The 19,654-nt window shown below is 71.9% G+C and carries 20 protein-coding genes; 18 read left to right on the top strand and 2 right to left on the bottom strand.

Annotated elements, in window-relative coordinates; all coding sequences use genetic code 11:
• Both VKH46_02725 and VKH46_02720 read left to right on the top strand, forming a co-directional pair.
• On the top strand, positions 1 to 161 hold a 161-nt coding region (locus tag VKH46_02725), incomplete at its 5' end, for a carboxyl transferase domain-containing protein (GenBank protein ID HKB69727.1).
• Between the two features lie 419 nt (positions 162 to 580).
• Positions 581 to 1,381, top strand: coding sequence for an enoyl-CoA hydratase/isomerase family protein (locus VKH46_02720; GenBank protein ID HKB69726.1), 801 nt, complete (start codon positions 581 to 583; stop codon positions 1,379 to 1,381).
• Positions 1,382 to 1,406: 25 nt separating this feature from the next.
• On the opposite strand, the gene VKH46_02715 is transcribed toward VKH46_02720, so the two are convergent.
• A complete protein-coding gene (locus tag VKH46_02715) occupies positions 1,407 to 1,616 on the bottom strand; it encodes a hypothetical protein (GenBank protein HKB69725.1) in 210 nt (69 codons plus the stop codon).
• Between the two features lie 72 nt (positions 1,617 to 1,688).
• On the opposite strand from VKH46_02715, the gene VKH46_02710 reads away from it, so the two are divergent.
• The 15 genes from VKH46_02710 to VKH46_02640 all read left to right on the top strand — a co-directional run bounded on the left by VKH46_02710 (position 1,689) and on the right by VKH46_02640 (position 17,576).
• On the top strand, positions 1,689 to 3,155 hold the full coding sequence (locus tag VKH46_02710; GenBank protein HKB69724.1) for a biotin carboxylase N-terminal domain-containing protein: 1,467 nt from the start codon (positions 1,689 to 1,691) through the stop codon (positions 3,153 to 3,155).
• Positions 3,152 to 3,604 carry a biotin/lipoyl-containing protein gene (locus VKH46_02705; protein ID HKB69723.1) on the top strand — a complete coding sequence of 151 codons (453 nt, stop codon included), beginning with the start codon at positions 3,152 to 3,154 and terminating at the stop codon, positions 3,602 to 3,604. Before VKH46_02710 ends, VKH46_02705 begins: the two co-directional genes overlap by 4 nt.
• Positions 3,605 to 3,612: 8 nt before the next feature.
• The gene (locus tag VKH46_02700; GenBank protein ID HKB69722.1) at positions 3,613 to 4,569 is read left to right on the top strand and encodes a hydroxymethylglutaryl-CoA lyase; all 957 of its coding nucleotides are present in this window, start codon (positions 3,613 to 3,615) and stop codon (positions 4,567 to 4,569) included.
• A 77-nt stretch (positions 4,570 to 4,646) separates the two neighbouring features.
• A complete protein-coding gene (locus VKH46_02695) occupies positions 4,647 to 5,906 on the top strand; it encodes a response regulator (protein HKB69721.1) in 1,260 nt (419 codons plus the stop codon).
• Between the two features lie 5 nt (positions 5,907 to 5,911).
• On the top strand, positions 5,912 to 8,536 hold the full coding sequence (locus VKH46_02690) for a valine--tRNA ligase (protein ID HKB69720.1): 2,625 nt from the start codon (positions 5,912 to 5,914) through the stop codon (positions 8,534 to 8,536).
• On the top strand, positions 8,533 to 9,306 hold the full coding sequence (locus VKH46_02685) for a biotin--[acetyl-CoA-carboxylase] ligase (GenBank protein HKB69719.1): 774 nt from the start codon (positions 8,533 to 8,535) through the stop codon (positions 9,304 to 9,306). Before VKH46_02690 ends, VKH46_02685 begins: the two co-directional genes overlap by 4 nt.
• Positions 9,303 to 10,076: a type III pantothenate kinase gene (locus tag VKH46_02680; protein ID HKB69718.1), complete on the top strand. Its 774-nt coding sequence runs from the start codon at positions 9,303 to 9,305 to the stop codon at positions 10,074 to 10,076. The genes VKH46_02685 and VKH46_02680 overlap by 4 nt, the downstream gene beginning before the upstream one ends.
• A 3-nt stretch (positions 10,077 to 10,079) precedes the next feature.
• The gene (locus VKH46_02675; GenBank protein ID HKB69717.1) at positions 10,080 to 10,730 is read left to right on the top strand and encodes a hypothetical protein; all 651 of its coding nucleotides are present in this window, start codon (positions 10,080 to 10,082) and stop codon (positions 10,728 to 10,730) included.
• Positions 10,727 to 11,896: a TRAM domain-containing protein gene (locus VKH46_02670; protein ID HKB69716.1), complete on the top strand. Its 1,170-nt coding sequence runs from the start codon at positions 10,727 to 10,729 to the stop codon at positions 11,894 to 11,896. The genes VKH46_02675 and VKH46_02670 overlap by 4 nt, the downstream gene beginning before the upstream one ends.
• 87 nt (positions 11,897 to 11,983) lie before the next feature.
• The gene (locus tag VKH46_02665; protein HKB69715.1) at positions 11,984 to 14,308 is read left to right on the top strand and encodes a DNA internalization-related competence protein ComEC/Rec2; all 2,325 of its coding nucleotides are present in this window, start codon (positions 11,984 to 11,986) and stop codon (positions 14,306 to 14,308) included.
• A complete protein-coding gene (gene miaA, locus VKH46_02660; GenBank protein HKB69714.1) occupies positions 14,305 to 15,219 on the top strand; it encodes a tRNA (adenosine(37)-N6)-dimethylallyltransferase MiaA in 915 nt (304 codons plus the stop codon). The genes VKH46_02665 and miaA overlap by 4 nt, the downstream gene beginning before the upstream one ends.
• Positions 15,216 to 15,455, top strand: a complete 240-nt coding sequence (hfq, locus tag VKH46_02655) for an RNA chaperone Hfq (GenBank protein ID HKB69713.1) — start codon at positions 15,216 to 15,218, stop codon at positions 15,453 to 15,455. The genes miaA and hfq overlap by 4 nt, the downstream gene beginning before the upstream one ends.
• The gene (locus tag VKH46_02650; GenBank protein ID HKB69712.1) at positions 15,452 to 16,717 is read left to right on the top strand and encodes a hypothetical protein; all 1,266 of its coding nucleotides are present in this window, start codon (positions 15,452 to 15,454) and stop codon (positions 16,715 to 16,717) included. Before hfq ends, VKH46_02650 begins: the two co-directional genes overlap by 4 nt.
• Positions 16,714 to 17,307 carry a CDP-alcohol phosphatidyltransferase family protein gene (locus VKH46_02645; GenBank protein HKB69711.1) on the top strand — a complete coding sequence of 198 codons (594 nt, stop codon included), beginning with the start codon at positions 16,714 to 16,716 and terminating at the stop codon, positions 17,305 to 17,307. The genes VKH46_02650 and VKH46_02645 overlap by 4 nt, the downstream gene beginning before the upstream one ends.
• Positions 17,304 to 17,576, top strand: coding sequence for a glutaredoxin family protein (locus VKH46_02640; protein ID HKB69710.1), 273 nt, complete (start codon positions 17,304 to 17,306; stop codon positions 17,574 to 17,576). The genes VKH46_02645 and VKH46_02640 overlap by 4 nt, the downstream gene beginning before the upstream one ends.
• 112 nt (positions 17,577 to 17,688) lie before the next feature.
• Here VKH46_02640 and VKH46_02635 read toward each other — a convergent pair whose 3' ends face one another.
• Positions 17,689 to 19,122 carry a glycosyltransferase gene (locus VKH46_02635; protein ID HKB69709.1) on the bottom strand — a complete coding sequence of 478 codons (1,434 nt, stop codon included), beginning with the start codon at positions 19,120 to 19,122 and terminating at the stop codon, positions 17,689 to 17,691.
• 92 nt (positions 19,123 to 19,214) lie between these two features.
• Here VKH46_02635 and VKH46_02630 point away from each other — a divergent pair.
• Positions 19,215 to 19,654: hypothetical protein (locus tag VKH46_02630; GenBank protein ID HKB69708.1), on the top strand; the 440-nt coding region annotated here is incomplete at its 3' end.

The raw sequence follows: 19,654 nt of genomic DNA, 5'->3' as shown, positions 1-19,654 counted from the left end.
AGAAATACGAGGCCGAAGGGAACCCGTACTACGCCACCGCCCGGCTCTGGGACGACGGGATCATCGATCCCGCCCAGACGCGCGACGTGCTCGCGCTCGCGCTGGCCGCGGCGGAGAACGCGCCGGTGGAAGAGACTCGCTTCGGCGTCTTTCGAATGTAGGACCGTCGCGGGAGCTGGCTCGGGGAACGAGAGCGTGTGACGGCGGCGCGGCTCGTCGCCCTCATCCGGCGGCCTGCGGCCGCCACCTTCTCCCGCCGGGAGAAGTCGCGCGGAGACGTCGCTTCGCGACGCGACCTCGTGTCGACTCGACCGCGCCGCCGCCACCCCCTTCGCCCGCGCTCCCGCTCCCGCATCGCGGAGCTTTCGCCTCGGTGGCTCGCGCCCTGGCGTGCGCGGCGATCGGCGCACTCGGCGCTGACGCGCCGGCCGCTTCGCGGCTGCGACTTTCGTCGCGCGCTGGATACCCTTCGGGCGAAAGCTCTCCGCGATGCGAAGGGTCCGGGGGATCGCCGGGGCAGAACGCTCCCGATCCCTCGTTTGACGTGTGGCCTTCGTCGCTGCACTACAATCGCCGCCGCATGACCGCTGAGAACGGGTACACGACGCTCCGCGTCGAAACGGCCGGGCCGGTGGCGTCCGTCACGCTGAACCGGCCCGACGTGCGCAACGCGTTCGACGAGGCGATGATTGCGGAGCTGACGCGCGTCTTCGGGAGCTTCGAAGCCGGGGGCGACCGGCGCGCCGTCGTCCTCTCCGGCGAAGGAAAGACGTTCTGCGCCGGGGCGGACGTGAACTGGATGCGCCGGGCCGCGTCCTTCTCCCCGGAGGAGAACCGGGAGGACGCCCGGCGGATGGCGCGGATGCTCCGCACGATCGATACCTCCCCGCTGCCGGTGATCGGGAAGATCCGCGGGGCGGCGATCGGCGGCGGCGTCGGGCTCGCGGCCGTGTGCGACATCGCGATCGCGGCGGCGGGAACGGTCTTTTCGCTCGCGGAAGTGAAGCTCGGCATCCTTCCGGCGGCGATCTCCCCCTACGTGCTCCGCGCGATCGGGGCGCGCAGCGCGCGCGACTGCTTCCTGACGGGCGAGCGGTTCGACGCTGCCGAGGCGCGAAGAATCGGACTGGTGCACGCCGTGGTCGACGAGGCCGACCTCGACGCCGCGGTCGGCCGGAAGGTCGACGCGCTCCTCTCCTCCGGGCCGGAGGCCGTCGCGGCCGCCAAGTCGCTCATCGACCGCGTCTCCGGGCTGGAGATCGACGAGGCCTTCCCGGTGACCGCGGACGCGATCGCCGAGCGGCGCGCTTCGGCCGAGGGACAGGAGGGGCTCTCCGCGTTCCTCGAGAAACGTCGCCCGTCCTGGTTCCGATCCCGGTGACGATCCGAACCCGCGCTGACGGGGCTCAGGAGGCCGGCGGCGCCGCCGGGGGCGGCGGCGCGGCAGAGGGCGGGGGCGCGGCCGGCGGCCGGCGCGCCGCGTCGTCCTCGAAATCGGCGCCGCAGTAGTAGCACTTCACCTTCGCGCCCGGAAGCGCATCGGGCCGCCAGTAGGTGAATCGCTTCGCGCACTTCGGACAGCGGAACGTGCCCCGGTTTCCGTCGATTCCGTTCATGGGCCGATTGTATCGGATCGACAGGGAGGAGCGGCCGGTCGCGCGTGTTCGCGGCGGTTACAATCCCGACGAATGAAGATCCGACGTCTCCTCATCGCCAACCGCGGCGAGATCGCCGTCCGCGTCGCTCGCACCGCGCGCGAGCGCGGCCTCGTCACGATCGCGGTCTACTCCTCCGCGGACCGCGGCGCGCGCCACGTCTCGGCGTGCGACGAGGCGATCGAGATCGGCGCCGCGGCGGCCGCGGAGTCCTACCTGAACATCCCCCGGATCCTCGAGGCGGCGAGGCGAACGGGAGCGGACGCGGTGCACCCCGGCTACGGCTTCCTTTCGGAGAACGCCGGGTTCGCCGAGGCCGTCGAAGCGGCCGGTCTCCGGTGGATCGGGCCTCCGCCGGCCGCGATGCGCGCGATGGGCGGCAAGATTTCCTCGCGCGAGAGGATGCTCGCGGCGGGCGTGCCGGTCGTCCCCGGCTTCCAGGACTCCTCCGCGGACGAAGCCGCGTTCCGGCGGGCGGCGGAAGATCTCGGGTTCCCGGTGCTGGTCAAGGCCTCCGCGGGCGGCGGGGGAAAGGGAATGCGGCGGATCGATCGCCCCGAGCAGCTCGCGGACGGGCTCGCGGCGGCGCGCCGAGAGGCGGCCTCCGCGTTCGGCGACCCCGCGGTCTATCTCGAGGAGGCGATCGACCGGCCCCGCCACGTCGAGATGCAGATCTTCGGCGACATGGGCGGACACGTCCTCGCGCTCGGCGAGCGGGAATGCTCGATTCAGCGCCGGCACCAGAAGATCGTGGAAGAGGCTCCCGCCGCTTCGATCGGTCCGGAGACCCGGCGGCGCATGGCGGACGCGGCGGTCGCCGCGGGGAAGTCGGTCGGCTACGTCGGGGCGGGCACCGTCGAGTTCCTCGTCGATCCCGCCGGGCGGTTCCATTTCCTCGAGATGAACACGCGGCTCCAGGTCGAGCATCCGGTCACCGAGGAGACGCTGGGAATCGATCTCGTCGGTGCGCAGATCGACGTCGCGGAGGGGATGCCGCTGCCGGCGGTTTGGGGGGATCTCGTTCCCCGCGGGCACGCGATCGAGTGCCGGGTGTACGCCGAGGACCCGGAAACGTACCTTCCCCGGTCGGGGAGGGTCCTGGCCTACGAGGAGCCGGAGGGGCCCGGCGTCCGCGTCGACTCCGGAATCGAGCGGGGCTCCACGGTCGGCATCGACTACGACCCGATCCTCGCCAAGCTCATCGTGCGCGCCGAAGACCGCGCTGCGGCCGTCCTTCGCATGCGGCGCGCGCTGTCGGAGTACGTGATTCTCGGCGTGACGACGAACCTCCCGCTGCTTTGCCGGATCGCGGCCTCCGAGGCGTTCGCGTCGGGGGAGATCGACACCGCTTTCCTCTCGCGCCTTCCTCCGGGCGGGGAGCGGCATCCTCCCGCCGCGGCGATCGCGGCCGCGCTCGCCGCGGCGCGCGGCGCCGGCCGCGCCGGAGAGCGCCCCGCCGCGACGCCGTGGAGCGAAGGCGGCGGATGGAGGGCCCGATGAGCCGCGCCGCGATCGGCCTCCGGCTCGGCGGCCGGGTCGAGGCGGTCGAGGCGCCGGCCGGCGCCGAGGTCGAGTCGCGCGACGGCGAGATCCGCGCGGTGACGATCGAAGGGCGGCGCGCTCCGGTGCGCGTCGCGGTCTCGGGCGAGGCGATCTACGTCTGGTGCGCCGGTGAGAGCTGGGAGTTCACCGCGGCGCCCGCGGCGGCGGCGCGAAGGCCCGGGGGGGCCGACGACGTCGGTCTCCGGGCGCCGATGCCGGGAAGGATCATCCGCCTCCTCGTGGCCGAAGGGGAGGAGGTCGCCCGTGGCGCCACACTCCTCGTCCTCGAGGCCATGAAGATGGAGCACGAGATCAAGGCGCCGCGGGACGGCAAGGTCGCCAGGCTCCCGTATCTCGTGGGCGACCAGGTCGAAGCGGGCGCGCCTGTCGTCGAATTCGCGGGATAATCGCGCCCATGACGGAAGAGCTGCCCTATTCGATCACGCGCCCGCGCGTCCCCCAGAACGCGACGATCTACGAAGTCGGTCCCCGCGACGGTCTCCAGAACGAGAAGGAGAACGTCCCGACGGCGGTGAAGATCGCCTTCATCGAGATGCTCGCCGACGCCGGACTGACGGCGATCGAGGTCACGTCTTTCGTGAGGCCGGACGCCGTTCCGCAGCTTGCCGACGCCTCCGAAGTCGTCCGCGGGGTCCGGCGCCGCAGCGGGCTCCGGCTGCCGGTCCTCGTGCCCAACATGAAGGGCTTCGAGGCCGCGCGCGCCGTCGGCGTCCGCGAGGTCGCGGTGTTCACCGCCGCGTCGGAGACGTTCAACCGCCGCAACATCAACTGCGGGATCGAGGAGTCGATCGAACGGTTTCGGCCGGTCGTCGCGGCGGCCGCGGAGGAGAAGATCCGGGTGCGGGGATACATCTCGACCGCCTTCGGCTGCCCCTTCGAGGGAAGGATCGAGCCGGAGTCGGTACGGGAGGTCGTCCACATGCTCCTCGACCTCGGGATCGAGGAGATCTCGATCGGCGACACGATCGGGGTCGCCACCCCGAACCAGGTCTACGACGTCGTCGAGACGCTCTATGCGTCGGGGGTGACGCGCGACGTCCTCGCGCTCCATTTCCACGACACGCGCGGGACCGCTCTCGCCAACGTGTGCGCGGGCCTCGATTGCGGCGTGACGATCTTCGACTCCTCCGCCGGAGGGCTCGGAGGATGCCCCTACGCGCCGGGGGCGACGGGGAACCTCGCGACGGAGGATCTCGTCTATCTGCTGGACGGACTGGGCGTTTCGACCGGGGTCTCGCTTCCCGGGGTCGTGGAGGCGAGCCTTTACCTCGCTCGGGAGACGGGCGGGCACCCGTCTTCCCGGTATCTCGCGGCGCGGCTCGGCGAGTCCGAGGCGGCGGCCCGCGCCTAGGGAACTTTCGATTGACACCGGGGAGCGGCGCGGGGTAAATTTTTTAACGACAGTGGTTTCCCATCTCGTGAGGGAAAATGCCTAAGTCGATCTTGCTGGCCGACGACTCGTTGACCATCCAGAAAGTCATCGAGTTGACGTTCTCCGACACCGATTACGAGCTGACGACCGTCAGCAACGGCGCCGAGGCGCTCTCGGCGCTCGATCGCCTCCGGCCCGATCTCGTCATGGCCGACGTGGTGATGCCCGGCAAGAACGGCTACGAGGTCTGCGAGGCGATCAAGTCGAACCCGGCGCTGGCCGATATTCCCGTGATCCTTCTCTCCGGGACCTTCGAGCCTTTCGATCGCGAGCGTGCCGAGCGGGCGCGCGCGAACGCGATCGTCACGAAGCCGTTCGACTCGAAGAATCTCCTCGTCCAGGTCGAGAGCCTCCTGCACGGCCGGCGGCCGTCATCGGCGAGCGTCGCCGTTCCGGCGGCCGCGGAGGCCCCCGCCCTCGAGCCTCGGGCGTTTCCTGCCGCGGCCGAGCCGGCAGGGCCGCCCTCCGATTTCCGCATGGATTTCGCCGAGTTTCCCGGAGAGAACGCGTTCGAAGAGGCTCCGCCGCTCGCCGAATCGCCCGCGCCCCATCCGCTCGATGCCGAACGCTCTGCCGAGACCGCGCCCGGCGAGCCGCTCGCTTTCCCGCTCGACGAGACTTCTCCGTTCGGGAGGCCCGCCGCCGGAGGCGTCGGCGCGCTCGAGACCGGCCCGGAAGAGAGGGGCGAGACGGCTTCCGAAGCGGACAACGTCTTCGAATTCCCCGCCGTCGAGCCTTCTTCGGAGCGCGAGACCGAGGCGCCGTCGCTCGAAGTGCCGGAATCCTGGTCCTCCGCCAAAGCCGACGAAGAGATCACTCAGGAGGTCCGGTCGCCGCGGTTCGAGCCGGAGCCCGCGTTCCCGGCGGAGCCCGTCTTCCTCCACCGTGAGCCGGAACCGGAGCCGGAGCCCGTGGCCGAGCCGCTCGTGGCCTCGCCCGCGGCGGAGCCGATCGTTCCTCCGGCCGCGGCCGCGCCGGCGCCGCCGGCCGTCCCGGAGATCACCACCGACACCGACATCGAGCGGCTCGCCCAGGGCGCGTCGATATCGGACCTCGCGAGCATGGTCAGCCGCATCGCCGGCCCGGTCTCCCTGTCCGACGAGGACGTGGAGCGGATCTCGCGCCGCGTCGTCGAGCGAATCTCCGACAAGGTCGTCCGCGACATCGCGTGGGAGGTCGTGCCGGAGATCGCGGAAATCCTCGTGCGGCAGCGGCTGCGGGAGTTGGAAGCCGAGACTTCCGGCGAACCGCGATAGATCTCTTGGCCTCGCCGAGCCCGCTCCCCAAGACATTCGACCCCTCCTCGTTCGAAGAGCGGCAGTCGCGCCGCTGGGAGGAGGCGGGGTCGTTCCTTCCCGGCGGCCGCCCCGGGGACCCGAAGTTCTCCGTCGTGATCGCGCCCCCGAACGTCACGGGCAAGATCCACATCGGCCACGCCCTGGAGAACTCGCTGGTCGACGCGATGGTGCGCTGGAAGCGAATGCAGGGCTTCCGAACGGTGTGGGTGCCGGGCACCGATCACGCGGGGATCGCCACCCAGATGGTGGTCGAACGGGCGCTCGCCCGCGAGGGCGTCGACCGAAAGGCCATCGGGCGCGATGCGTTCGTCGAGAAGGTCTGGGCCTGGAAGCGGGAATCGAAGGACTCGATCCGCCACCAGCTCGAGCGGCTCGGCTGCTCGCTCGACTGGAGCCGGGAGCGATTCACGCTCGACGAGGGGCTGTCGCGCGCGGTGCGCAAGGTGTTCGTCGATCTCCACCGGGACGGGCTCGTCTACCGCGGCCGCTACGTCGTCAACTGGTGTCCGCGATGCGGCACGGCGGTCTCGGATCTCGAGGTCAACCACGTCGAGACCCCGGGAAAGCTGTACTTCATCAAATACGACGTCGAAGGAGACGACGTCGGGGCGATCGTCGCGACCACCCGCCCCGAGACGCTGCTCGGGGACACCGCTCTCGCCATCGCCCCGAACGACCCGCGGACCCGGCGGCTCGTGGGGAAGACGGCGACCCTTCCGATCCTCGGGAGGCGCCTGCCGGTCGTCGAGGACGACTTCGTCGACCGCGAGTTCGGGTCGGGAATCGTCAAGGTCACGCCGGCGCACGACCCGAACGACTTCGCCGCCGCGAACCGCCACGGGCTTCCCGCGGTCGTCGTCATCGGCCCCGACGGCCGCATGACCGCGGAGGCCGGCCCGTTCGCCGGCCTCGACCGGTTCGAGGCGCGCGCGCGCGTTCTCGAGAGGCTCTGGTCCGAGCAGCGGATCGTCGACGCGCAGGAGCACGTCCACGCCGTCGGGCACTGCCAGCGCTGCGACACGGTGATCGAGCCGTATCTCTCGAGCCAGTGGTTCGTCCGCGTCGCGCCGCTCGCCGGGCCCGCGGTCGCCGCGGTCGAGAAAGGGGAGATCCGTTTCGTTCCCGAGCACTGGACGAAGACGTACTTCGAATGGATGCGGAACATCCACGACTGGTGCGTGTCGCGCCAGCTCTGGTGGGGACACCGGATCCCGGCGTACTACTGCGCCCGGGACCATGTGACCGTCGCCGAGGAGCCCCCGGCGGCGTGCGGGACCTGCGGCCTTCCCGATCTGGTCCAGGACCCGGACGTGCTCGACACGTGGTTCTCCTCGCAGCTCTGGCCGTTCTCCGTCTTCGGCTGGCCGGAGGCGACCGACGACCTCCGCGAGTTCTACCCGACCGACGTCCTCGTTTCGGGATTCGACATCCTCTTCTTCTGGGACGCCCGCATGATCATGGCGGGCCTGCGTCTCACGGGGGCGCCGCCGTTTTCGATCCTCCATCTCCACGGCCTGGTCCGGGACGAGAAGGGGGAGAAGATGTCGAAGACGCGCGGAAACGTGATCGATCCCCTCGACGTGATCGCCGAGTTCGGCGCGGACGCCGTGCGCTTCACGCTCCTCTCGCTCGCGTCCCCGGGCCGCGACCTGCCGCTCGCGCGGAGCCGGATGGCGGGCTCCCGCGCCTTCATGACCAAGGTCTGGAACGCGACGCGGTTCGTGCTCGCGCAAACCGAGGCGACACCGGCGCCCGGGCGCGGAGATCCCGCGGAGCCGCTTTCGCTCCTCGACCGAGCGATCCTCTCGCGGCTCCACGAGACGATCGAGGCGGTCGACCGGCAGCTCGGCGAGTTCCGCTTCGACCTCGCCGCCGCGAGCATCTACGAGTTCGTGTGGCGGGACTTCTGCGACCGGCATCTCGAAATGGTGAAGCCCGTGCTCTCCGGAAAGACGGGGAGCGACGCCGACCGGCGCTCCATCCGCCGCGTGCTCCTCGCGTGTCTCCGCGACGTCCTCGCCCTCCTTCACCCGTTCGCCCCGTTCGTCACGGAGGAGATCTGGGAAGCGATCGGCGGCGCGGGAATGCTCGCGACGGCGCGCTTCCCGAAATTCGACGCCGCCATTTTCGACCCGGAGTCGGTCGGGGCCGTCCGGGCGCTCGCGGAGATCCTCACGCGGGTCCGCAACTTCCGGTCGGAACGCGGGGCCCCGCCGACGGAGCCGGCCGAGCTGCGAATCGCCCCCGACGCGCCGCACGCCGCCGCGCTTCGCGAGCTCGGTCCGATCCTCGCCGCGCTCGGACGGCTCTCCTCTCTCGCGTTCGAGTCCCCCGCCGCGGACGACCTGCGGGACGTCGTCGAAGGCGTGTCCCTCGGAATCCGCTTCGCCGGCCGCGAGGCCGCGACGGACCGTGCCGGGATCGACCGCGAGCTCGACAAGCTGGACGACGAGATCCGCGTCCTGGCGGCCCGCCTTCGCAACCCCGACTATCTCGAGAAGGCGCCGGAGCCCGTCGTCCAGAAATCGCGGCAGCGGCTGTTCGAAATGGAGAAGCGCCGGGCCGCGCTGGCCGGTACGCCGCATTGATCGATTTCTTCGGCGGTCCTTTCGACCCGAAGGGCTTCCGGCGCCTCGCGAACTTCGTGTTCTTCCCCTCGGTCGACTCGACCAACGCGGTCGGGCGCGGGCTCATCGACCATGCCTTCGCCGAGGAGGTGGAGCTCGCGCCGACCGTGATCGCCGCCTCGTCCCAGAGCGAGGGGAAGGGGAGACGGGACCGCGCGTGGCTCTCGCCGGAGGGAGGCGTCTACGTGACGTTCGTCTTTCGCGTCCCCGAGGAGGCGCGGCTGGCGCAGCTTCCGCTGGCGGCGGGGCTCTGGGTATCGGAGGCGCTCGCCGCGGCGGCGGGATGCGAGACGCGGCTGAAGTGGCCCAACGACGTGCTCTCCGGGGACCGCAAGCTCGCGGGAGTGCTGACCGAGGCGAAGACGCGGGGGGAGGAGACGCACGTCGCGGTCGGGATCGGCGTGAACGTGCTGGGGGGCGCCGGCGATTTCGGGCCGGGCGCGACGAGCGCGGAGAGGGAAGCGGGCGGGGCGCCGTCGCTGCCTCGCGTGTTCGACGAGATCTGCCGCGCGTGCGACCGGTACCTCGAAGCGCCCGGAGACGCCCGGATCGTCGAGCGATGGCTTTCGCGCTCCCGCCACGCCCCGGGCGCCGAGATGCGCGTCGTCGCCGCGGAGGGCTCGGACGCGATCGTCGGGGAGTTCGCGGGACTCACCGACGACGGTTTCCTGCGGCTCCGGACGAGCGGGTCGGAGATCGTTCTCGCGACGGGGGAGGTCGGCTCGTGGTGAGCTCGCTCCTCGTCGTCGACGTCGGCAACACGAATACGGTGCTCGGGCTGTGGGAGGGACGCAAGCTCTCGGCGGACTGGCGGCTCGCGACGCGCCGCGATGCGACCGCCGACGAGATCGGGATGCTCCTGACGGGGCTGCTGGCGGCCTCGAAGCCGGCCGTTTCGCGCGCGATCGTCGCGACCGTGGTGCCGTCGCTCCAGTTCCCGTGGAAGACCGCGTTCCGCAAGTACCTGAAGCTCGACGCGACGTTCGTCGAGCCCGGGATCCGGACGGGCATGCCGATCCTCTACGACAATCCGCAGGAGGTCGGCGCGGACCGGATCGTCAACGCGGTCGCCGCGTTCGAAAAGTACGGCGGACCGTGCATCGTCGTCGACTTCGGCACCGCGACGACGTTCGACGTCGTCAACGCGGCCGGCGAATACGCCGGGGGCGTCATCACGCCCGGGGTCATGATCTCGGCCGAGGCGCTGTTTTCCCGCGCCGCCCGGCTGTCGCGGGTGGAGATCCGCCGCCCTTCCACGGTGATCGGGAAGACGACGACGGCGTCGATCCAGTCCGGGCTCTACTTCGGCTATCTCGGACTGGTCGACGGGCTCATCGAGAGGATCGCCGCCGAGATGGAATCGACGCCGAAGGTCGTCGCGACCGGGGGCCTCGCCGAGCTCCTCGGCCGGGCGTCGGCGAAGATCGACGCCGTCGACCCCCACCTCACGCTCGAGGGGCTCCGGATCCTGGACGAGAGAAACCGGCCCGGCCGCCGCTGACCGATGGCGGAAGACGCGGCCCGGGAGTTTTTCGCCGCGATCGAATCCGAGTTCATCGCCCGGCGCGGGACTCCGTTCCTTCTCTCGCCGAAGGACTACGCGGTCGCGCAGCGGTGGTTCGCGCTGGGAATCCCGGCGGCCGACGTCTGCGCCGGGATCGCGGACGCGTTCGAACGCCGCGAGGAGCGCGGCGCGGCCGGCCGCGTGAACAGCCTCGCGTATTGCGAGGGCGCGGTCCTCGAAGCGTGGGAACGCCGGGCTTCCGCCCGGGTCGGACATCCCGGGTCCGCCGAATCCGCCGGCGACGCCGGCGCCCGCCTTGCGGAGCTGGCGGGCGCTCTCGATTCGGTCGCCCCGCGGTTCGCCGCGGCGGTCGCGGGGGCCCGCCGATCGCTCGACCGCCTCGCGAAATCGGGAAAGACGGCGGAAGAGATCGAGGCGTCGCTTTCTCGGGTCGAGAAGAAGATGCTGCGCGACGTCGAGGAGGGCCTCGCCGACGAGGAGCGCGAGGCGATCCGCGCCGACGTGGATCGGCGCCTCGCGGGCGACGCCGCGGCGATGGAGGAGCGGGCGCTGCGGCGAACGCGCGACGTCCTCGCGCGGCAGCGGCTCCGGGCGATTCACCGGCTGCCGCGGCTTTCGCTCCTTTCGTGAGAGCCTCGCTTCGCCTGACGGTCGAGCGGCTGGCGCCGACGGGAGAGGGCGTCGCCCACGAGTCCGGAAAGGTCGTCTTCGTCGACGGCGCGCTGCCGGGCGAGACGATCGAGGCGGAGATCTTCGAGGAGAAGGCGCGGCATGCCCGGGCGAGCACCGCCGGCGTCCTCGAGGCCTCTCCGGACCGCCGTCCGGCCGACGCGCACGCGGCGTCCTGCGGCGGCACCGACTGGGCGCACGTGGAGGTCGAGGCCGCGCGCCGGTTCAAACGGGAGCTCTTCCTGGAGACGATGGCGCGGCTCGGGGGAATCGCGGCGCACGAGTTCGGAGAGCTCCCGATCTCCTCGTCACCCCTCGAATACCGGCTGAGAAACCAGTTCCACGCGTCGGCCGGAGAGGCGGGATTCTTCGCGCGGCGCTCGCATCGCGTCGTCCCGATCGACGGCTGCGAGATCGTGTCGCGCGAGACGCGGGGGAAGATTCGCCGCCTCGCGGCGGAGGCGGAGGGAACCGGGGGAACGATCGAGACGCTCGAGACCGTCGAGACCGGAGCGCGCCATCGCCTCGTCTGGCGCGCGGAAGGACTCCGGCTTCTCGCGTCGGACGCCGCCCTGGACGTCGACGTCGGGGGGCGCCCGTTTTGCGTGTCGGCCGGATCGTTCTTCCAGGTGAACCGCCACCGGATCGCTCCGTTCTTCGAGCAGATCCGGGAGCTTGCGGCGGAGGTCGCTCCCCGTGCCGCGCTCGACGCCTACGCGGGGGCGGGCTTCCTCACGCACGCCCTCGTCGAAGCGGGAGCGCGGGTGACCGCCGTCGAGTCGGATCCCTCCTCCGCGGCGGACGCCGCGTTCAACCGCGCGCGGTTCGGGGCGGAGCGGAGGATCGACCTGAGAACGGAATCGGTCGAAGCCTTCCTGCGGGGGCCGGCCGAGCCCGCCGACGTGGTCGTCGCCGATCCGCCGCGCGGAGGGCTTCGCGCGGCCGCGGCGGCGCTCTCGGAGCTCGCGCGGCGGCGGCTAATATACGTTTCATGCGAGCCGGCGTCCCTCGCGCGCGACCTGAAACCGCTGCTGGCCGGCGGACTGACGATCGAACGCGCCTGGCTGGAGGATTTCTTCCCCTTGACGCACCGCGTCGAGGCGGTCGTCTCGCTCGGGCGGCCGTGAGGGGAGTCGCCGCCGCCCTGGCGCACCGCCCGCGCGCGCCGCGTCCGGCGCGCGCGGCGAGGGCCTCCTGACGGATCGAGCGCGCCGGTGATCCGCCCCATCGCCCGCCGCGCGCCCGCGCCGATGCTCGCCGGCGCCGCGATGTTCGCCGCCGGCGTCTTCGCCGGAGGCTGGAGCGTGGCGGGAGGGTTTCTGGCGGTTGCCGCGGCCGGTCTCGCTCTGGCCGGAATCGCAGTCGGCGGCCGCCGATCGCCGCTCTTCGCCGGCCTCCTCGCTCTCTCCGCCGGGTTCGCGGCCGGCCGACTCGAGGTGGCCATTCCCGCCGGAAAGGCTGCGACGGCGTGGACGCGCATCGATCCCGACCGGCCCGTTCGCATCGTCGGCCGGATGCGCGGTTTCTGGACCGGGCCTCCCGAGCGACGGAGCGTCCGCCTGCGCGCCGAGACGATCGCGCAGGCCGGGACGACGGCGCCGTTTCCCGCCGACGTCGCGGTCCTCGGCTTCGGATCGGCGCCTCTTCCCGGAGTCCGGGGCGAGCGCGTCGCGCTGACGGTCTCGATCGACGTTCCGGCGGATCCGGTCTCGACGCGCGATCTTCCGACGCCGCGAGGCGTCTACCGCGCGACACTCAAGAGCGGCTGGCAGGCGCGGGTGCTCGCCACGCCGCCCCTCTCCGAGGCGGCGAAGGTGAACGAGTTCCTCGCGCGCCGGCTCTTCGCGGCCCGGCTTGCGCGGGAGACCGTGCAGGAGCCGGTGGCGGCCCTGCTGCTGGGCCGCGCCGGCGAGCTCGACCGGGAGCTCGCGGCCCGCGTCCGCCAGGGCGGGTTCGCCCACGTCCTCCTCGCGTCGGGGCTGCAGACCGGGCTCTTCGCCGGGTTCCTCGCCGGGCTCCTCGGGGCGCTCCGGGTTCCGCGGCGGCGGCGCGACGTCTTCCTGCTCGGCGGGATCGCGTTCTTCGTCCTCGTCGCCGGGGGCAGCCCGTCGGTCGCGCGCGTCGCGCTGACGCTCGGGTTCCTGCTCGCCGCGAGGCTCGCCGAGCTGCCCGTCTCCCTCTTCCAGGCGATCGGCGCCTCCGCCCTCGTCATCCTCGTCGCCGATCCGGGCGAGCTGTGGCGGTTCGGTTTCTGGATCACGTATGCCGCGTCTCTGGCGATCGCCGCCCTCACCGCGCCGATCGCGAGCGCGCTCTCCTTCCTGCCGGGACGGCTGCGGATGCCGGTCGCCGTCACGTTCGCGGCCCAGCTCGCCGCGGCGCCGCTGGTGCTCTGGCGGTTCAACGCGGTCTCGGCCGCGGCCTGGGTCGTCGCTCCGGCCGGCCTGCCGGTCGCGGCGGCGCTCATGCTCCTCGGCTTCGCCGTGCTCGGCGCGGCCGCGGCGGGCCTGCCGGCCGCCGTCCCCGGGGCGCTGTTCGGCGCGCTCTTCCGAGCCGTCTCCGCGGCCGCGTCGGTCCTGAAGGGAGCCGCGTTTCCCGCGGTGACTCCTCCTCTCGGGGCGGTGCTGCTCCTTCTCGCGCTGCTCGCGGTGGTCGCTCGGACGGCGGGACGCCGGCGGGCGGTCGCGGCGGCCGGCTACGTCGCGATCTTTCTGTTTCTCGCCTTGCGGGGAGTGCGCGGACCCGACCCGTCGTCGTTCTCGCTCGAGGCTCTCGACGTGGGGCAGGGAGACGCGTTCCTGCTGCGGAGCGCGGACTCGGCGTTCCTCATCGACGGCGGCGGCGGATTCTCGGGCGCCGAGGACTTCGGGCGCGCGCGCCTCCTTCCGAAGCTCCTCGATCGCGGCGTGAGATCGCTCGACGGCGTGCTCCTTTCGCATCCGCATCCGGACCACGGCGCCGGGCTCTTCGCCGTCCTGCGGGACCTCCGCGTGCGCGCGTTCCTCCACGGCGACGGGGAGGACGAGGGAGGTCTTTTCGCGCGGCTCGACGCGGAGGCGAGCGGGGCGGGAATCCCCGTGCGCGTCCTGAAGACAGGCGACCGCCTTGCCTGGGCGGGAGGGGAGTTCTCCGTGCTCCGGTCCGGCGGACGGCCGTTCAAGAGGGATCCGATCAACAACGAATCGGTCGTCCTTCTGTACGTCCGCGGAGGCCGCCGCGTGCTGCTGACGGGAGACGCCGGGACGCCCGCCGAGAGCGAGATCCTCGAGGCGGATCCGTCGCCCGCCCGGGTCGACATCCTGAAGGTCGGGCATCACGGCAGCCGCACGTCGTCCGGGGCGGGATTCGTGGCCGCGTTCGCTCCCCGGGCCGCCCTCCTCTCGTGCGGGCGCCGGAACCGGTTCCACCACCCGTCCCCCGAGACCGTCGCGACGTTCCGGCGGCTCCGCATTCCGCTCTTCCGGACCGACCTGAGATCGGACGTCGGATTCCTCGTCACACCCGGCCACCTTTTGCTGCGCGAGCGAGGACGGCCGTGACCCGCCGGCCGGTCGTGCTCGTCCTCGGCCCCACCGCCACCGGGAAGAGCGATCTCGCCGCCGCGATCGCGCGGGACTCGGGCGGCGACATCGTCTCGGCCGACGCGTTCGCGGTGTACCGCGGGCTCGACATCGGAACCGCGAAGCCGTCTCCTGAGATCCGCGCGGAGATTCGGCACCACCTGATCGACGTCGCGTCTCCCGAGGAGCCTTATTCGGCGGGCCGGTGGGCGGCGGAGGCGCGGCGCGCGATCGAAGAGATCGAGAAGCGCGGACGGGTTCCGATCGTCGCCGGAGGGTCGCACTTCTACGTCCGGGCGCTGCTGTCGGGGCTTCCCGGGGATGCGATCTCGGCGCCGGCCCTGCGGGCGCATCTCGCCTCGGGGTGGACCGAGGCCGCGCGGCGGTCGCGCAAGCGGATGCTCGACGTGCTCGATCCGCGATACGGGAAGGGGGTTCCCGCCGGCGACACGGCCCGGCTCTCGCGCGCCCTCGAGATCATCTTCTCCACCGGCCGGCGCGTGAGCGATCGCGGCCCCGCCGAGCCGGGCCTGCCGGGGCGAAGCCTGCTGAAGCTCGCGCTTCTGTTTCCCCGGCAAGACATCTATACTCGCGTGCAGAGGAGAGTGCGCGCGATGTGGAATGCCGGTTGGCCCCGCGAGGTGGAGGAGCTGCTGGCTGCCGGGGTTCCCCCGGATGCGCCCGCGTTCCGCGCGATCGGGTACGGAGAGCTCGCGAGGCGCGCCGAAGGCTCGCTCTCCGACGAGGAGGCGCTCGCGCGCATCGTCGCGCGGACCCGCGCCCTCGCGAAACGGCAGGCGACGTGGCTCGCTTCCGAGCCGGATCTCGAGGTCCTCGATTTCGAGAGCGCGCGCCGGCGGGCGGCCGCCTTTCTCGCGGGAGCCGCGTGAACAAGCCGCCGATCAACGTCCAGGACTCGTTCTTCTACGCACTTCGTCACGAGGAAGTTCCCGTCGAGGTGCGGCTCGTCAACGGCGAATCCCGGATCGGCCGGCTGAAGCGGTTCGACAGGTTCGCCGTCGTCGTGGAGATTTCCGGAATCGAGGAGATGATCTACAAGCACGCGATCGCCTCGATCCGGGCCGAACGCCCCGTCGCCCAACCCCTCGCGCCCCCCTCGTCGTGACCTCCCGGAGGGCCCGCATCGCGGCGGCGGCCCTGCTCGCGGCCGGATGCCGGACGGTCCTCCCCCCGACGCGGCTCCCGTCGTACGTGATCGATCCCCGGAGTGGGCTCCCCGGCCCGTTTCCGGAGGCGGTCGAGGCCGGGTGGAAGAAGATGGAAGCCCGCCGGTTCGAGGAGGCGCTTCGCGCGTTCGGAGGCGGGAACGGGAGCGCGGCCGCGATCGGAAAGGTCCAGGCGCTCCTCGAGCTCGGCCGGTTCGCCGACGCGCGGGAGGGCTGCGACGCCGCCTTCGCCCGGGGAATCGAGACCGCTCCGATTCTCGCCGCGTGCGCGGAGACGGCGGCCCGCACGGAGAACTGGTCCGACGCCTACGACCTCTTCGAGGCCGCGCTCCTCCGCGTTCCGGGAAACGCCGGCCTCCTCGAGAGGAAGCAGGCGACGGCCGGGAAAGCGGTCGTCACCCTCGTGGAGCGGGCGCGCCGGGAGCTCAAGACGCAGGCCGCCGAGGCGCGCGCCGACGCCGAGCGGGCGCTCGCGATCGCGCCGGGAGAGCTCGAGCCGCTGGTCATCGCCGGGAAGGCCGCCGCGGCGTCCGGGGATCGGACGACCGCCTTCGAGCGGCTCTACGCAGCCTGGAAGCGCGCTCCGGCCGACGCCGCGGTCGGAGAGGAGGCGGGCAACCTCGCTCTCTCGGTTGGGCGCGGCGACGCGGCCTACGAGATCTTCTCGGCGCTCGCGCGGACCGCTCCGCGGTTGCGCTCGCGCGCCGAGGAGAGCCAGGAGGACTTCGTCATCTCCAACTGGCCCGCGCCCGAGCGGGCGATCGCGACCGCCGCGAGGCTCACGCGCGCGGGCGCGATCGCGCTCCTCTGGCGGCTGCTTCCCCAGATCCGGAACGTTCCGGCCGCCGGGCCCGCTCCCGTGGCCTCCGACATCATCTCCCGAAAGGACCAGCGGATCCTTTCGCGCGGGCTCCAGCTCGGCTTGATCTCGGTCGACCCGTCGACGCACCGCGCGCGTCCCGACGCGTTCCTCTCGCGGACCGAGGCCGCCCGCATCCTGCTGCGCGCGGGGGCGCTTGCGGGAGCGCCGGGCGCCGCCGCCTGCACCGGGCGCGGCGGCGCCGCGCGGGGACCCTCCGCCGCCGCCGCGGCCTGCGGGCTGCTTTCCCGCCGGCGCGGCTCGTCGGTTTCGGGAAGGGAGTTCCGGCGGGCGATCGCCTTCCTCCAGCAGCCGCGGCCCGCCGGACGGACGTCGCCATGAGAGCGGAGAACCTGAAAGGGCCGTGGACGATCCCCAATCTCATCACCCTGCTCCGGCTCGCCGTCATTCCCCTGTTCCTCTACTCGATCGCCGTCGAGCGCCCCGTCGCGGCGCTCCTCCTCTTCGTGCTCGCCGGCGTCTCCGACGGACTCGACGGATATCTGGCGCGCGCGCTGCGCATGCAGTCGGCGGTCGGAGCGGTTCTCGACCCGATCGCGGACAAGCTGTTGATGATCACTTCCTACATCATGCTCTCGATCCCGTCGTACCGCGCGCCGGTCCACATTCCGGAGGGACTGACGTTCCTCGTCATCTCGCGCGACGTCCTGATGATGCTGGTGGCGCTCGTCATCATCCTGACGACCGGGATGAAGGATTTCCCCGCGACGTTTCTCGGGAAGACGAACACCGTGATCCAGATCCTCACGGTGCTCGCGGTGCTCTGCGCGGACGTCTGGCCGCTTCCGATGCCGTTCGTCTGGGTCCCCTTCGGCGCGGTCGCGGCGTCGACGATCGTCTCCGGCTTCCATTACGCCTGGCTCGTCTCGCGGCGCGTTGCCGAGCAGGAGAAAGCGCAGCGGCCGGGATGATCGAACTCCGGCTCTACACCCGCCGGGAGTGCCATCTCTGCGACGCGATGAAGGCGGTCATCGACGCCGAGACGCGCGGTTTTCCCGTGCGGCTGACCGTCGTGGACGTCGATTCCGAGAGCCGGCTCGCCGCGGAGCACGGGGAAGACGTCCCCGTGCTCTTCGTCGGCGGGAAGAAGTTCGCCAAGCACCGGCTCGAGCGCGGGCGCCTTCGGGAGAAGCTCCGCCGCGCGGGCGAGCCGGGGGAGGCGCGGGAGGCCTCGTCGTGAAACGCCTCGTCGCGCTCGCGGCCGCCGCGGTGCGCGCGGCCGGCGCCTGCGGCCGGGTCCGGTTCAACGGCGACCCGCAGCGCGTCGCGACGCCCAGGTTCCTCGTCGACGCCTACGGGCTGCCGCTCGACGGATCCGGCGGCGCTCCGGGATGGGGAAATGCCGCGCCGATCGCGGGGGCGAGCTCCTCGTAGCGTCGCTGCCAGGTGTGGGCGCGGGCGAAATCCCGGCGCCGTTGCGCCGCCGCGGGATCCTCGGCGAGCGCCGAGCGGATCTCCTTCTCGAAGCTCGCGGCGTCCCCGGCGATCCGAACGAGCCCGTCGAATGCGCGGAGCTCCGGCAGGTCGACGGAGACGAGCGGCTTGCCGGCGGCGAAGATCTCGTAAGCCTTCACCGGGTTGGTCGCCTCCGTGAGCGGCGTGCGGCGGAACGGAATGAAGGCCACGTCGAACGCGCCGAGCCAGCCCGGGATCTCGTCGTACGGCCGTTCTCCGACGAGCCGGACGTTGGGCAGGCGCGACAGGGCCCGGACGTCGCTGCTCCAGGTGGACCCGACGAGCACGAAGTCGAGGTCGGGACATCGGCGCGCGAGCGCCGTCACGAGGGGGACGTCGAACCAGTCCGCGATCGCGCCGTAGTACCCCACGACGGGGCGCGGGTGGCGGACGGACGGGGCCGACGCGAAATGGTCGTAGTCGCAGGCGTTCCGGATCATCCGGACGTTGGCGTTCCTCTCCCGCGCGCGGCTCTCCAGGAGCGCCGACGAAACCGCGACGAGGTCGGCGCTCTTCAGAAGATCCTCCTCCAGCTCGACCATGTCGGACGAATTCGTGGAGAAGCCCGTGTGGAGATCCATGCAGTCGTAGACGACCGGCCACGCGAGCTCGCGGCGGGCGCGACGGACCACCGGCCACCAGAAGGGGAGCTGGACGAGCGCCGCGGCGGGGCCGATCGCCGCGTCGCGGCGGAGGGCGTCGAGGGAACGGAAGATCCGCTCCGCGGCGGCCGCGCTCGGGGCGCTCCGGTAGACGTTCCGCCGCGGTCCGAGGAGCGTCACCTCGAAGACGTTCCGGCCGCGTTCCACGATCTCCCACGGCGCGCCTTTCCGGCGGAATCGATGCGAAAGGTAGAAGACGCGATGCCCGGCCGCCGCGAAACGCGAGAGCAGCTGCTGGGGCCGCTGGAAGCGAAATTCCCACTCGATGATCGGAAAGCAGACGACGTCATACAGCGCCGGGACGCCGGGCGCGGGAGGCGAAGCCGGGCGCGACGAGCCGAGCCCCGGATCGGCGGCGCGGCGCCCGCCGCGGCCCCGGAGAATCTCCCGCAACCTCCAGTACCAGAGGTGGGACCGGCGGCTCTTCTCGAGCTCGTTGCATGCGTCGGCGAGGATGGAGTACGCGCGCCCCAGATTCGCCGCGTCGGCCGCGCGCCGACGGTTCGCCGCCTCGACCTGCTTCCGGAGGTCTTCGGTTTGTCGCCGCGATTCGGCGACCGCGCCGAGGAGCCGCTCCCGTTCGGCGGGAGACGCGTCGTCTTCTCTCAAGCGGTCGCGGCGTTCATTCGATCGTTCGGCGGGCCCGGGAATCGCGGACGCCCGCCGGTCCGAAAATACCACGCCGTGGAGGCTCTCCCCCGATGACGGAATGGTCCGGGGCCGTTTTGATAGATTGCGCGGATGCGCCGTTCATCCCGCGCCGGGCGATCGATCCCCTCTTGAAGAGGTTTCTTCTCGCCGCCGTGTTCGCGAGCGCCGCGTGTGCGCGGAGCGATCTGCCCTCGCGGCTCCGCCGACTGCCCATCGTGGACGCGGACGCGATCAAGCTCGCGTCCGAATCCCGACCCGCTCGGCTCCTGTACGCGGGTCAACGGCTCGTCTGGACGATCCCGTCCTCCGCGGAAGCGGTCGTCCGGATCGGCGTCGGACGCCTGGCCGCCGGGGACCGGACCGCGGCCGTCCGGATCCGGGTCCGGAGGTCGTCTGAGGGAGAGCCGGCCCGGAGCCTCGGCGCGGTCGTCCTTCGCCCGGACGAGTCCGGTTGGAAGACCTGGAGGGTGCCGTGGGCGCCGCATCGGGA

The organism is Thermoanaerobaculia bacterium (genome assembly GCA_035260525.1).
Taxonomy (GTDB): domain Bacteria; phylum Acidobacteriota; class Thermoanaerobaculia; order UBA5066; family DATFVB01; genus DATFVB01.
Note: the sequence above shows the minus strand (reverse complement) of the source record. Positions and strands in the feature narration are given on the sequence as shown.

Excerpts from the sequence above, each read along its gene's own strand:
- VKH46_02720 (HKB69726.1), top strand. The coding sequence starts at position 581 with ATGACCGCTGAGAACGGGTACACGACGCTCCGCGTCGAAACGGCCGGG.
- VKH46_02715 (HKB69725.1), bottom strand. The coding sequence starts at position 1,616 with ATGAACGGAATCGACGGAAACCGGGGCACGTTCCGCTGTCCGAAGTGC.
- VKH46_02710 (HKB69724.1), top strand. The coding sequence starts at position 1,689 with ATGAAGATCCGACGTCTCCTCATCGCCAACCGCGGCGAGATCGCCGTC.
- VKH46_02705 (HKB69723.1), top strand. The coding sequence starts at position 3,152 with ATGAGCCGCGCCGCGATCGGCCTCCGGCTCGGCGGCCGGGTCGAGGCG.
- VKH46_02700 (HKB69722.1), top strand. The coding sequence starts at position 3,613 with ATGACGGAAGAGCTGCCCTATTCGATCACGCGCCCGCGCGTCCCCCAG.
- VKH46_02695 (HKB69721.1), top strand. The coding sequence starts at position 4,647 with ATGCCTAAGTCGATCTTGCTGGCCGACGACTCGTTGACCATCCAGAAA.
- VKH46_02675 (HKB69717.1), top strand. The coding sequence starts at position 10,080 with ATGGCGGAAGACGCGGCCCGGGAGTTTTTCGCCGCGATCGAATCCGAG.
- VKH46_02645 (HKB69711.1), top strand. The coding sequence starts at position 16,714 with ATGAGAGCGGAGAACCTGAAAGGGCCGTGGACGATCCCCAATCTCATC.
- VKH46_02640 (HKB69710.1), top strand. The coding sequence starts at position 17,304 with ATGATCGAACTCCGGCTCTACACCCGCCGGGAGTGCCATCTCTGCGAC.